This window comes from Ruania alkalisoli (genome assembly GCF_014960965.1).
Taxonomy (GTDB): Bacteria; Actinomycetota; Actinomycetes; order Actinomycetales; family Beutenbergiaceae; genus Ruania; species Ruania alkalisoli.
Genome location: NZ_CP063169.1, coordinates 1,937,254 through 1,950,406, shown reverse-complemented (window position 1 = coordinate 1,950,406; position 13,153 = coordinate 1,937,254). Strand labels below are relative to the sequence as shown.

Here is a 13,153-nt window from a genome sequence, read left to right as displayed (position 1 = left end):
CTCAGTCGAGGATCACGGCGCGCGCGAGGTGCCGTGGGGTATCCGGGTTCAGGTTCCGCTCCTCGGCCCGGGCGACGGCGAGACGATGCAGCAGCACGAGATGAGCGAGCGGGTCGAGATCGCTAGTGGCCAGGTCGGCCCCCGTGGCGCGCACGTCCTCGGCAAGCCCGGTGGGTGGCTGGCCGAACACCCACACCACCCGGCCGGGCTGAGCGATCGAGATCGGTCCGTGCCTGTACTCCATCGCGGGATAGGACTCTGTCCAGGATTGCGAGGATTCACGCAGCTTCAGCGCCGCCTCGTGGGCCAGGCCGATGGTCCAGCCGGTGCCGAGGAAGCTGATCTGGTCGGCCGCCACCCAGTCCGCTTCGATCGGGGCGGCCAGGGCCGTGCGCGCGTCGGCCACTGCGGCCGCGAGGTCCTCACCCAGGCTGGCGCGCAGGACCAGCAGCACGGTGCTCGCAAATCGCGTCTGCACGACGGAAGACTCGTCCGCGCGGTCGAGCACGATCTCGTGATCTGCATGCGCGGCGGCAGGACCTTCACCCACAGCGGTGAGCAGCACGCTGGGAATAGCCGTGGCGGACAGGAGCTGGACGATCTCGGTGGTGGTGCCCGAACGGGAGATGGTCACGAGCCGGTCATAGGAGCGTCCGGCAGGAAACTCCGATGCGGTGAAGGCGTCCGTGACTCCGTGTCCAGCGGCCTCGCGCAGCGCGGCGTAGGACTGCGCCATGAACCAGGAGGTGCCGCATCCGACCACGGCGACGCGTTCACCCTTGGCGGGCAGGCCAGCCGAGTCACGGGTGTGCGCGACCGCCCATTCCCACACCTCGGGCTGGGAGGCGACCTCGACGCTGGTCTGCGACTGCGGTGCTGCGTCTGACACGGATAACCCCTTCACTGGTTGAACGTTTCTGATCATAGTACCCTGTTATCAATCAGAAAACATCAAGGAGGGGCGATGAATCGCGACGACCGTTTGGCCTCGCTGCTGGACATGGTGGTCGCGCGCGACCACGTGCAAGTCGAAGATGTCGTCTCCGAACTCAGTGTCTCGCCCGCGACGGCTCGGCGCTACCTGGATTCCCTTGCCGCCCAGCAGCTCGTGGTGCGCACCCGAGGCGGCGCTCGGATGCAACCCTCCTCCGGGGATCTTCCGTTGCGGTACAAGGCGGCGCGCCACAGTGCCCAGAAGGCGAGGATCGCCGTGGCCGCCGCTCACCTCGTCCAGCCGGGTCAGGTGGTGGCGATCAACGGCGGCACCACCACGACCGAGGTCGCCCGTGAACTCGCGGTCCACACCGGCCTGCGCGACAGTGGCCAGCCCGTCACCGTGGTGACCAACGCCGTCAACATCGCCGGCGAGCTCGCCGTCCGTGCACACCTACGCGTCGTGGTGACCGGGGGCGTGGTGCGGGCGCAGAGCTATGAGCTCACCGGCCCGCTCGCTGACCTCCTGCTCGGGCAGGTCGAGATCGACACACTGTTCCTCGGTGTGAACGGTCTCGATGCCGACGCGGGAGCGTGTGCTCATGATGACGGCGAAGCCTCCATCGCAGCCTCTCTCGCCGCGCGCTCGGCCCGGGTGGTGGTGGTTGCCGACTCCTCCAAGCTGGGCCACCGCGCGTTCGCGCGCATCGTCCCGGCAGCGCAGATCGACGCGGTGATCACCGACGACAGGGCCGACCAGTCGGTGGTGGCCTCACTCCGGGGGGCCGGGATCGAGGTCACGCTCGTGTAGCAGGCGTCCGCCGACATAGCGGGCCCATCCCGCCGGCCGAACCCGTCAGCCGGGCGATCCGTTCAGCCGCGCAGTACCGCGAGCAGTCGCTCGACCGACGAGTCCAGTCCCCACCGGGAGACCAGGGCGGCCAACACCTCGGGGTCGGCGGGCGCGGGACGCTCGGGCACGCTCCCCGGGCGGCGCAGGTCGAGTGCACTGCGGTCGATAGCCTCGATGTCACGCGCTACGGCCACCACGCGTGGCGCGACGTCGAGGTAGTCCGCGGCGGCGTTGATCTTCGCGCGCATCCCGGCAGCGAGCGGGGTGCCGGGATCGGCCGCAGCGGCCCTCACTCCGGCGATGTCGCCGTAGCTGGCCAACAGGGAGGCGGCTGTCTTCTCCCCGACACCCTTCACCCCGGGCAGACCGTCGGAACTGTCCCCGCGCAGCGTGGCGAAATCGGCATAGCGAGCGGCCGCGACCCCGTACTTCTCCTGCACGACGGCATCGGTGAGCACTTCATGCCGCCCGACCCCGCGCGCGGTGTAGAGGACGCGCACCCGGTGGCCTGGACCACCAGGATCGTTGTCACCGCCGTCGCTGACCAATTGGAACAGATCCCGGTCCCCCGTCACCACGTCCACGGCCATTCCGGCGTCGGTGGCGAGCGTGCCGATCACGTCGTCCGCCTCGTAGCCATCGGCTCCGACCACCGCGATTCCGAGTGCCGCGAGCGTCTCGGCGATGACCGGAACCTGGACCGCCAGCGGATCCGGCACTTCTTCCACGTCACTGCCCTCGGGAACCTCCTCGACCACCCGGTGCGCCTTGTAGCTGGGCACCAGGTCCACCCGCCACTGCGGGCGCCAGTCGTTGTCCCAGCAGCACGCCACGTGCGTAGGCTGATACTGGTCGATCAGCCGGGTGAGGAAGTCCAGCAGCCCGCGCACCGCGTTCACCGGCGTTCCGTCCGGGGCGGTGATCGAATCAGGGACGCCGAAGAAGGCGCGGAAGTACAGCGAGGCGGTGTCGAGCAGCATCAGCGACTGGCGATCGGTCATACTGCCTAGCCTGCCCTATCGCGGGGCGACAAGCCCACGCGATCGTCACTGCCACCACCGCACGGTTTCCTTCAGTCCCTCGGCCAACGGTGTCGGCTCCTGGTCAAGGAGCGCCTCGCTGCGGGATGAGTCGACAACGAACGGGCGGTCGAACATGTAGCCGGTTTCGGCCAACTCGCGCATCGCGGAGGAGACGATGCCGAGTGCGCGCATCAGACCGACAGGGATCGCACCCATGCGCGGTACTGCGATTCCACCGGTCCGGGCCACCTGCGTCACCAGCTCGCGCTGCGTGACCGGCGGCGCGGTCGGGGCGAGCAGGAAGGTGTTCCACAGTTCTTCCCGGCCTGCCACCGTGATCATGGCCCGCGCCAGATCGGGTACGTAGGTGAACGAGTGCGGCTGGTCGAGGCTTCCGACGAGCCAGAGCCTCTTACCGGCCAACACCGCCGGCACCAAGCGCTCCCCCGCATGTGCGGTGCGCACCCGCGGGCCGTAGAAGTCCGACGCCGCCACACTCACGGTGGGCGTGGTATGAGCCCCGCGCGCAGCGAGCAGATCGCTGCGCACGCCGAGCTTGCCTCCGCTCGCCCGCCCGTATCCGGACTCGGTCATCGGAGCCTCGACCACGCCGTAAGAGTAGAGGCTCTCCGGGAAGACCACGACGGCGCCGACCTCTCCCGCGACGTCCAGGACCACCTGCTCGGCGGCGGGGAGCTCAGCCCGCCACGTGGCCGCCTCGTACCGGGAACCATGAATGCAGTGGTAGATGCTGACGGCCCCCTCGCACGCCTCCCGGAGCGCGGAGCGGTCTGAAGCGTCGACGCGACGACGCTCCACCAATGGGTGCTCCGGCCCTGAGCCGGAACGCGTGAGTACCCGCACCCGCTCACCCGCCTCAGCCAGTTGCAGTGCAAGGGTGGAACCGACGGGTCCGGCTCCGGTGACGATGTGGATCGAAGACATGACAACTCCTGAGGATCTGGACAAAGTGAGAGCACCGCTCTCGTTCACGATGACAGGGTTGGGGCGCGAAATCAAGAGCACCGCTCTCTTCAGTTGCATGCGCTCTCTCGATGCGCCACGATCAACCGATGAGCCCCACCCCCCGCGAGCGCGCCCGCGCCCAGACCGAACGCGACATCATCCGGATCGCCCGCACCCACCTGGCGACCGGCGGCGCTGCGAGCCTGTCGCTACGCGCGGTCGCCCGTGACCTCGGTGTCGTCTCCTCTGCCGTGTACCGCTACGTGCGCAGCCGGGACGATTTGCTGACCCTGCTCGTGGTGGAGGGGTACAACGAACTCGGGGACGCCGTCGACGCAGCCCTCACCTCCGCGGCAACAGAGGGCGAACGCACCCGCTTCTACGCGCTCGGGAATGCCTTGCGAAGCTGGGCCACGAGCGAACCGGCGATGTACGCCCTGCTCTACGGAACTCCGGTCCCCGGCTACGACGCACCTGGGGAACGGACCACTGACCCTGGAACCCGCGTCATCCTCGCCCTCGCCGACCTGGTCGAACGGGCCTACCGCACCGGCCGCCTGACTCCAGTGCCGAGCGGGCCCGCCCCCGCCCCGACCGCGGACTACGAGGTGCTGCGCCGCGAGCTCGCACTCACTGGCGACGATGTCACCATAGGCCGCACGTTTCTGGTCTGGCACGCACTCATCGGCGCGATAACCGCCGAGTTGTTCGGCCAGTACGGCCCGGAGACCTTCAGCGACCCCGACGCCCTGTTCGCGCAGCAGCTGTCTCTCCTCGCGGACACACTGGGCCTCCCGGAGGCGGCCACGCCTGCGTGAGGTAGCGATCGGCTTGACAGGACACGGCGATGCACAGGATCGTACCTGTCACGTGTTAGGTCGCTGATCTCTGATTCTCGTGGGAGTACCCGTGCCCCATCCTCGCCTCGACCCTTTCCCTCGTCTGCATGTGCGACCGCCCTCGGGCTGGGTGAACGACCCGAACGGCATCGCCTGCATCGACGGCACCTGGCACGTCTTCTACCAACACAATCCGGACGCTCCGGTGCACGGGAACATCTGCTGGGGTCACGCCACCTCGGACGACCTGCTCACCTGGACCGACGAGCCGATCGCCCTACGCCCGCGCCGGCAGACGATCGACGCCGGCGGGGTGTGGAGCGGCGTCGCCGCGATGGCCGACGATGAGCCTGTGCTCGTCTACACCGCGATGCCCGGCGACCCGGCACAGGCGGGTGCGGCAGTGGCCAGGCGTCGCCAGGACGGCACGTGGCAGCAGTCCGACCAGTTCGCTGCTCCCCCGGCGCCCGGCCTGCGGGAGATGCGCGACCCGTTCCTCGTGAGCGTCGATGGCCGGCGATATGCACTTCTCGGCGGCGGCCGGACGGACGGCACTCCTGTCGTCTTGATCTACGACGCCACCGATCTGGAGCGCTGGGAGCTCCTCGGCGACCTGCTCACCGGTCCCGACCTCGCACCGGACCTGCGGCAGCTCGCCCACGCCCAGATCTGGGAGTGTCCGCAGCTGGTGCGGCTCCCGAGTGCGGACGAGGAACGCCACAGATGGGCACTGATCGTCTCGCTGTGGCACGACGAGCCGGGAGTCCCCCAGCTCGACGGCGTCACTGTGCTGCTCGGCGAGCTCGATCTCACCGGCACTCACCCCCGGTTCCTTCCTGACGCCGGGCACCGGCTCGACGACGGCCCCGACTTCTATGCCCCGCAGGCGATCGTGCACCAGGGGCGGGTGCTGCTGTGGGGATGGACGTGGGAGTCCCGCAGCGACCGCACCGACGCCGAGGTCGAGGCGGCCGGGTGGGCGGGTGCACTCACGTTCCCCCGTGAGCTGTTCCTGGCCCAGACGGCGGACCATCCACAGGTCCACAGCGCACCCGCCGCCGAGCTCACCGGCCTGCGACGGCGGCCCCTCACCGTGACCGAGAACGGCACCTTCGCTATGCCCGCCTGGGAGATCACGACCGCCGAAGCGGGCGAGGTGCACGTGCGCCTGGTCGGCCCCAACGGCATCCGTGAGGTGTGGTCAGCCGCTGCGGCCACCTCCGCGACCGTACTGGTCGACGGCTCGGTGCTGGAGGCCTTCGTCGACGGCCGGGCCAGCACCGTCCGTGCCTACCCCCGCGCCGGGGAGACCTGGCAGGTGGAAGCGAGCTGCGCCGTCACCGGTTGGGAGCTGGGCCCACCGACTCCCTGAGCACGAGACGGCACGGCACGCGGACATCGGAATCCGGCAGTGGATCGCCATCGAGCAGGTGCGCCAGCAGCAGATCGACGGTCCGCTCGCCGATCTGCTGATGCGGCAGAGCCACCGTGGTCAGTGCCGGGACGGCCTCGGCGGCGATCTGATCCTCGTCGTCATAGCCGACGACGCAGACGTCCTCGGGAACCCGTAACCCGAGGTGAGCGGCGGCCAGGAGGACGCCGAGGGCCACACGGTCGCGGGCAGCGAGGAGCGCCGTCGGGCGTTCACCAGCCGGGGCATCGAGGAGCGCCGTCCCCCACCGCACACCGTCTGCGATCTGCCACCCGGCGTCGACGACCCGGACGCGCGCACCAGCAGCCGCAGCGGCGCGCTGCACGCCCGCAATGCGGCGTTCGGTCGCGCTCTCCCGTCGTGCTCCCTCGACCCCCGCCAGCATCGCCACGCGGGTGTGCCCGCGCGAGAGCACCGCTTCCACCGCGAGAGCCCCTCCCTGCTCTTCATCGGCGATCACCCCCGCAGGTCCTTTGCGGCTGACGCAGTTGGCCAGCAGCGCCGGAACCTCGAGCATCCCGGCAGCGGGCTCGTACTCGCGCATCGACATCGCCGCGTGCACGAAACCGTCGACCTGGCGGGCCCGCAACGCCGCGACCATCTCCCGCTCTCGCGCCGGGTCACGTCCGTAGTCGGCCACGATCGTCACGTAGCCGCGTGCGTATGCGGCCTCCCGGGCTCCCTGCAACAGTCTGCCGGCGAACGGGCTCTGGGTGATCTCGTCGGTGATCACCCCCAGCGTCGCCGTGGACCGCCGCCGCAGGTTCACCGCGGCCGAGTTCGCCACATATCCGAGCTGGGCGGCCGCGGCACGGATGCGATCGGCGTTCTCGGCCGAGATGTTGCCGGTCCCGCGGCCGTTCAGCACGAACGAGACGGCGGTGCGCGAGACGCCCGCGAGCCGTGCGACGTCGGCACTGGTCGGCCGAGGCGCACTGGTCGGTCGGCGGTCCGGCACCGGCCCCTCCCTCATGTCAGCTACGGGGCGCCCATGCTATCGGCGCGACCGGTGCCGAGCGTCACGACCGGGTCGCGTAGAAGGCAATAGCCGACGAAGCCGCCACGTTGAGTGAATCGACGCCGTGCATCATGGGGATCGTCACTCGTCGATCAAGGCGTTGGTCGACCGCTGGCGTCAGACCATGCCCCTCGGTGCCGAAGACCAATGCCAGGTGCTGGTGGTCCTCCGCGACCAACGCGTCGAGCGAGATCGCACCTTCACCCAGTGTCATACCTGCCACGACGTAGCCAGCCTCCTTCAGCAGATCCATGTCTGCCGGCCATCTGCCTAGGCGGGTCCACGGCACCTGGAAGACCGTGCCCATCGACACGCGGATCGAACGGCGGTATAGAGGGTCAGCACAGCTAGGCGTCACGAGCACAGCGTCGACCCCAAGTGCAGCGGCACTGCGGAATGCCGCCCCGAGATTCGTGTGATCGACGAAGTTCTCGAAGATTGCGATCCTCGAACGGCGTGGACCCTCGCTGTGCCTCGCCGCCCGGCGAGCGTCCGCGAGGAGATCTGCGACGGCCGGTAGTTCCGGCCGGTGCATCGCCGCGAGCGCCCCGCGGTGCAGATGGAAACCGGTGATGGTGTGCAGCACATCCTCCTCGGCGAGGTAGACGGGCACCTCTCCGTGCTCACCGGCACCCACCTGCGCCAGCAGGTCCTCAAGGTCGGCCAACCAGCGCGGCGCCATGAGGAACGACCGCGGCCGGTAACCGGCCGCCACGGCTCGCCGGATCACTGTGGAGGACTCCGCCATGAACAGCCCTCGCTCGGGCTCGAGCAGACGGCGAAGGGCCACGTCAGTCAGCCGGGTGTAGTCGGCCAGCCGGTCCTCGCCCAAGTCGGCAGCGGTCAGTGTCATCACAGGCACCGGATGAGCCTACCGACTCCGCGCTCGGGTACTGAGACGCTCTAGCGGGTCAGCAACCACCGCCGCGCGGGCCGGTGGCCGGCCTCCCGGTCGCGTTCGGCGAAGCGGATAGCGTTGCGGTAGTGGACCGTCACCTGCTCGTTGACGGCATCCCAGCTGCGGCCGTCGGTCGACTCCCTCGCCGTCATCCCCATCTCCGCACGACTGACCGGGTGCTGAACCAGCCATGCCACCTGCGCACGCATGGCCTCGAGGTCGCCCGGCGCATACAAGAAGCCGTTTTCGCCGTGTTGGATGAGGTCGATCGGTCCACCGCGAGCCGGCGCGATCGTCGGCACCCCGCACGCCTGGGCCTCCTGAATTGTCTGAGCGAAGGTGTCCATCTCCCCGGTATGCACGAAAACGTCGAGGCTGGCCATCATCCGGGGAAGGTCGCAGCCGTCAAGGCGACCAGTGAAGGTCGCCCTCGGGAGCACCCGCCGCAGCCATGCATCCCGCGGCCCGTCACCGACGATCACCACCCGGACGCCCGGCAGGTCCTGCACCGTGGCGAGGTCCTCGACCTGCTTCTCCCGGGCGAGCCGTCCCACGTAGCCGACGAGCACCTCACCACTGGGCGCCAACTGCGAACGAAGCGCGTCGTCGCGGTGCACCGGTGAGAACCGGTCGCGGTCGACACCGTGCGGCCACACCGCCACCCGGTGGACGCCCCGGTCGATCAACTGCCCGCAGGCATAGCTCGACGGCGCCAGCGACAGGGTGGCGCTCTTGTGGATGTCCTCGATACGCCGCCACAGCAGTGGTTCGATCTGGCGCATCCGGTACCGCTTCGCGTACGAGGGAACCTCGGTCTGGTAGACCGCGACGGAGGGCAGGTCGAGCGCACGTGCCGCGCCGATGGCTTGCCAGCCGAGCAGAAACGGTGCAGCCAGGTGGATGACGTCAGCGTCGAAAGAGCGTAGGTGGTCCTCGAGGGTGCGCACGCGCGGGGTGGACAGTCGCAACTCTCCGTACCCGGGAAGGGGGACGGCCCGGAACCGGCGCACTGAGGCGCCGGCGTAGCAGGTCACTTCGTCCTGGCCACGCCCGGCCGCGGGGGCCAGAACGAGCACCTCGTCCCCACGAGCCGCGAGGTACTCCAACAACCGCAGCAGCGTAACGGTCACTCCGTTCGCCTGCGGCAGGAACGATTCTGCGACCACAGCGATGCGCACACGAGCATCGTGGCAGATGGGCACGTGGAAGCGAGTCAACCTATGGGCTGATGTTGCACAGTCGTCTCACTCCGACGGCGTAGCTCGCCCGGTCCGGGTACTTCAGTCCACCTCGGCTGCTGCCGCCGCGAACTGAGACCGGTAGAGCCGCGCATACGCGCCGCCGGCAGCGAGCAACTCGTCATGACTGCCCTGTTCCACGATCGCCCCGTCCTCCATCACAAGGATGACGTCGGCGTCGCGGATGGTCGAGAGCCGGTGCGCGATGACGAAGCTGGTGCGGCCGCGGCGCAGTGCGTTCATCGCATGCTGGACGAGCACTTCGGTCCGGGTGTCGACCGAGCTGGTGGCCTCATCCAAGATCAGGATCGCCGGATCGGCGATGAACGCCCGGGCGATGGTCAGCAGCTGCTTCTCCCCTGCGCTCACCGCGACGCCAGCGGTGCCCTCCTCGTCCAGTGCGGTCTGATATCCCTCCGCCAGTGTGCGCACGAACGGGTCCACACCGGTGGCCTCAGCCGCAGCGAGCATCTCCGCGTCGGTGACGGGCCTGTGGCTTCCGTACCGGATGTTGTCCTCGATCGAGCCGTTGAACAACCACGTATCCTGCAGCACCATGCCGATGTGGGATCGCAAGTCTCCCCGGCTGAGCTCCCGGGTGTCGACGCCGTCGATGGTGATCCGACCGCTCTGCACCTCGTAGAAGCGCATGATGAGGTTCACCAGGGTCGTCTTGCCTGCGCCGGTGGGTCCGACGATCGCGATCGTCTCGCCTGGTTCGGCCACGAACGTCAGGCCCTCGATCAGCGGCTGATCGGGCCGGTAGGAGAAGTCGACGTCCTCGAACGCCACGCGCCCGGCGACTGTCCCGAGAACGGCCGGTTCCGGCGGGTCACCGCTCTCCTCCTCCTCATCGAGTAGGTCGAAGACGCGTTCGGCCGACGCCGCACCGGATTGCATGAGGTTCATCAGTGAGGCGATCTGCGTGATGGGCTGCGAGAACTGCCGTGAGTACTGCACGAACGCTTGGACGTCCCCCAGCGACATCGTTCCCGACGCCACCCGCAGTCCTCCGAGAACGGCGATCACCACATAGCCGAGGTTGGCCACCCACCCCATCACCGGCTGAATCGTCCCGGTAATGAACTGGGCCCTGAATGAGGCGCGAAACAGCTTGTCGTTCTCCTCCCGGAACGTCGCCTGCGCCGCCTGCTGGTGCCCGAACACATGCACCAGGTCGTGTCCGGTGTACATCTCCTCGACATGGGCGTTCACCGTGCCCGTGCGCTTCCACTGCTCCACGAACTCCGGCTGCGAACGCTTCGCGATCTGGCCGACGACGATGGCAGACAACGGGATGGTCACGAGGGCGACCAATGCCAGCTGCCAGGAGATCCACACCATCATCGTCACCACTCCGACAACGGTGAGTACGGAGGTGATCAGTTGCGAGAGCGTCTGCTGAAGCGACTGGGCGATGTTGTCGATGTCGTTGGTCACCCGGGAGAGCACCTCTCCCCTGGCCTGCCTGTCGAAGTAGCGCAGTGGCAGGTGGGCGAGCTTGGTCTCCACACGCTCGCGCAGCCGGTAGACGACCTGCTGCACCACCGTGGTAATGAGGCGGCCCTGGAGCCAGGTGAACAGGAAGGCGCCGGCGTACACGGCGAGCACGACCGCCAGCACGGCAGCCAACCGGTCGAAGTCGACGCCTTGTCCAGGGACGACCTGCGGCATCCCGGCGAGCATGTCCGCCTGCGAATCCTCACCCGCCGCTCGCAGCGCCTCGATCGTCTCCTCGCGAGACATCGACGGGTCGAGCATGCGGCCGACCAGACCGTCAAAGATGACGTTGGTCGCGTTCCCCAGCATCTTCGGTCCGATGACGGTCAAGAACGTACCCACCGTTCCGAGCAGCACCGCAATCAGTACCCACGTGCGGTCGGTACGCAGCTCGGTGAGCACTCTGCGAGCAGCACCGAGCAGATCGCGGGGCTTTTCGGCGGGCACACCGAAGCCACCCCCGGGCCCAGGACCGGGCCGGGGGCGCTGCTCGATCTTCACCTGCGCCTTCAACTCGGAGTCATCGGCGCGCTCCCCGGCGGTCACGTCGGGCTCCGGCCCCGACGATCCGCCGGTCTGGGCCTCCTCGTGCGGTCGGGGACTCCTCGCGCTCACGCGGCTTCCTCCGCGCTCAGCTGCGAGGCCACAATCTCCTGATAGGTCTCATTCTCGGCGAGCAGCTCCGGATGTGTGCCCCGGCCCACCAATCGGCCGTGCTCGAGAACCAGGATCTGGTCCGCGTCACGGATCGTCGCCACCCGCTGGGCCACCACGATCACGCTCGCCTCACGGGTCATCGGCTGCAGCGCGGCTCGGAGAGCGGCGTCGGTGGCATAGTCCAGCGCGGAGAAGGAGTCATCGAAGAGGTAGACCGCCGGCCGGCGCACCAGCGCTCGCGCGATGGCCAGGCGCTGACGCTGACCACCCGAGACGTTGGTGCCTCCCTGAGCGATCCGGGCCTCGAGCCCGCCGTCCATGGAGCGCACGAAATTGGCCGCCTGAGCCACTCGTAGCGCCTCCCACAGCTCGGCATCGGTGGCATCGGAGCGCCCGTAGCGCAGGTTCGAGGCAACGGTGCCGGTGAACAGATACGGCTTCTGTGGAACCAGACCGATGATCTGCGAGAGCAGTTCCGGATCGAGATCACGTACGTCGACCCCATCGATCTGCACCGACCCGGCGGTGGCGTCGAACAGCCGCGGCACCAGGTTCAGCAGCGTCGTCTTGCCCGCACCGGTCGACCCGATGATCGCCGTGGTCGTCCCGGGGGTCGCGACGAGGTCGATCTCGTGCAGCACATCCTTCTCTGCCCCCGGATACCGAAAGCCCACTTCGTCCAGCTCGACCAGCCCACGTATCGCCTCCGGCCGCTGGGGTCGCAGTGGCGGGTGCACGGTGGGTTGTGAACGCAGCACCTCCTGGATGCGTTCGGAGGAGACAGCAGCACGTGGGGCGAACATGAACATCATCGTCGCGATCATGACCGAGAACAGGATGAACATCAGGTAGGACAGGAACGCCACCAACGAGCCGATCTCGGCGATCCCGGCGTCGACCCGCTGACCCCCGAACCAGATCACCGCCACGGAGGCGACATTCACGATCAGCATCACCATGGGCATCGCGAAGGCCATCAACCGTCCGACCTTGACCGCGACATACCTCAGATCGGCGTTGGCCACGCCGAATCGCACGGCCTCGTCGGCCTCCTTGACGAAGGCACGCACGACACGGATCCCCGTGATCTGTTCCCGCAGGATGCCATTGACCGAATCGATCCGCTTCTGCATGGAGCGGAAGTACGGCACCATCCGCATCGCGACCAGGCTCATCGTGCCGCCCAGCACGGGCACCACCACCACGAGCAGCAGCGACAGGCCGGCATCTTGCCGCACAGCCATCACTACACCCCCGACCAGCATCATGGGGGCCATGATGATCGCGGTCAGGGCCATGAAGACGAACATCTGAACCTGCTGCACGTCGTTCGTCGATCGCGTGATCAGCGACGGGGTCCCGAGTGTGGACATCTCCTGTGCGGAGAACCGCATCACGCGGATGAAGAGCGCCTCGCGCAGGTCACGCCCTAGTGACATCGCGGTCCGTGCTCCGATATAGACCGCCGCCACGCTCGTCAGGACCTGCACCGCGCTGACAGCGAGCATGGCTCCACCGATCTGCCAGATCAGGGCAGTGTCACCTGCGACCACGCCGTCATCGATGATCCGGGCGTTCAGGCTTGGCAGGTAGAGCGCCGCAAGGGTCTGGACCAGCTGCAGCGCGCACACGAGCACGAGCGACCAGCGGTACGGGGCGAGCGAGGCGCGCAGAAGACTCGGCACCCCGTGAACTTACACCTCGTCAGGAAACTCGTCGTCAGAATTTCTCGGTCGGCGGACACCTCGACGACGATCCTTGCCTGCCGAGCACATGTGATGAAACGCCACGGTCGGC

11 protein-coding genes are annotated in these 13,153 nt (G+C 68.2%); 3 read left to right on the top strand and 8 right to left on the bottom strand.

Annotated features, from left to right (window positions below):
- Nucleotide 1 precedes the first annotated feature (1 nt).
- Entirely contained in the window at nucleotides 2–889 is an 888-nt protein-coding gene (locus tag IM660_RS08560; protein WP_246465221.1) for an SIS domain-containing protein, read from the bottom strand.
- 75 nt (nucleotides 890–964) lie between these two features.
- Here IM660_RS08560 and IM660_RS08555 point away from each other — a divergent pair, with 75 nt between their 5' ends.
- Complete coding sequence (locus tag IM660_RS08555) at nucleotides 965–1,744, top strand: DeoR/GlpR family DNA-binding transcription regulator (protein ID WP_193498902.1); 780 nt, start codon at nucleotides 965–967, stop codon at nucleotides 1,742–1,744.
- A 62-nt stretch (nucleotides 1,745–1,806) separates the two neighbouring features.
- On the opposite strand, the gene IM660_RS08550 is transcribed toward IM660_RS08555, so the two are convergent.
- Together IM660_RS08550 and IM660_RS08545 are read right to left on the bottom strand one after the other, a co-directional pair.
- Entirely contained in the window at nucleotides 1,807–2,787 is a 981-nt protein-coding gene (locus tag IM660_RS08550; protein ID WP_193498901.1) for a 5'-3' exonuclease, read from the bottom strand.
- Between the two features lie 45 nt (nucleotides 2,788–2,832).
- Nucleotides 2,833–3,753 (bottom strand): NAD-dependent epimerase/dehydratase family protein, encoded by a 921-nt coding sequence (locus IM660_RS08545; protein ID WP_193498900.1) that lies wholly within the window; start codon nucleotides 3,751–3,753, stop codon nucleotides 2,833–2,835.
- 128 nt (nucleotides 3,754–3,881) lie between these two features.
- Between IM660_RS08545 and IM660_RS08540 the strand changes: the two genes are divergently transcribed.
- Both IM660_RS08540 and IM660_RS08535 read left to right on the top strand, forming a co-directional pair.
- On the top strand, nucleotides 3,882–4,592 hold the full coding sequence (locus tag IM660_RS08540) for a TetR/AcrR family transcriptional regulator (protein ID WP_193498899.1): 711 nt from the start codon (nucleotides 3,882–3,884) through the stop codon (nucleotides 4,590–4,592).
- Between the two features lie 91 nt (nucleotides 4,593–4,683).
- On the top strand, nucleotides 4,684–5,985 hold the full coding sequence (locus IM660_RS08535; protein ID WP_193498898.1) for a glycoside hydrolase family 32 protein: 1,302 nt from the start codon (nucleotides 4,684–4,686) through the stop codon (nucleotides 5,983–5,985).
- Here the strand turns inward: IM660_RS08535 and IM660_RS08530 are convergent.
- The 5 genes from IM660_RS08530 to IM660_RS08510 all read right to left on the bottom strand — a co-directional run bounded on the left by IM660_RS08530 (nucleotide 5,951) and on the right by IM660_RS08510 (nucleotide 13,041).
- Nucleotides 5,951–7,003, bottom strand: coding sequence for a LacI family DNA-binding transcriptional regulator (locus tag IM660_RS08530; protein WP_210769099.1), 1,053 nt, complete (start codon nucleotides 7,001–7,003; stop codon nucleotides 5,951–5,953). The genes IM660_RS08535 and IM660_RS08530 overlap by 35 nt on opposite strands.
- Before the next feature lie 61 nt (nucleotides 7,004–7,064).
- The gene (locus IM660_RS08525) at nucleotides 7,065–7,916 is read right to left on the bottom strand and encodes a TrmH family RNA methyltransferase (protein ID WP_193499304.1); all 852 of its coding nucleotides are present in this window, start codon (nucleotides 7,914–7,916) and stop codon (nucleotides 7,065–7,067) included.
- A 50-nt stretch (nucleotides 7,917–7,966) separates the two neighbouring features.
- Nucleotides 7,967–9,139 (bottom strand): glycosyltransferase family 4 protein, encoded by a 1,173-nt coding sequence (locus tag IM660_RS08520; protein ID WP_193498896.1) that lies wholly within the window; start codon nucleotides 9,137–9,139, stop codon nucleotides 7,967–7,969.
- A gap of 102 nt (nucleotides 9,140–9,241) precedes the next feature.
- Nucleotides 9,242–11,314 carry an ABC transporter ATP-binding protein gene (locus IM660_RS08515; protein ID WP_425503873.1) on the bottom strand — a complete coding sequence of 691 codons (2,073 nt, stop codon included), beginning with the start codon at nucleotides 11,312–11,314 and terminating at the stop codon, nucleotides 9,242–9,244.
- Nucleotides 11,311–13,041, bottom strand: coding sequence for an ABC transporter ATP-binding protein (locus IM660_RS08510; RefSeq protein ID WP_193498895.1), 1,731 nt, complete (start codon nucleotides 13,039–13,041; stop codon nucleotides 11,311–11,313). Before IM660_RS08510 ends, IM660_RS08515 begins: the two co-directional genes overlap by 4 nt.
- Nucleotides 13,042–13,153 lie beyond the last annotated feature (112 nt).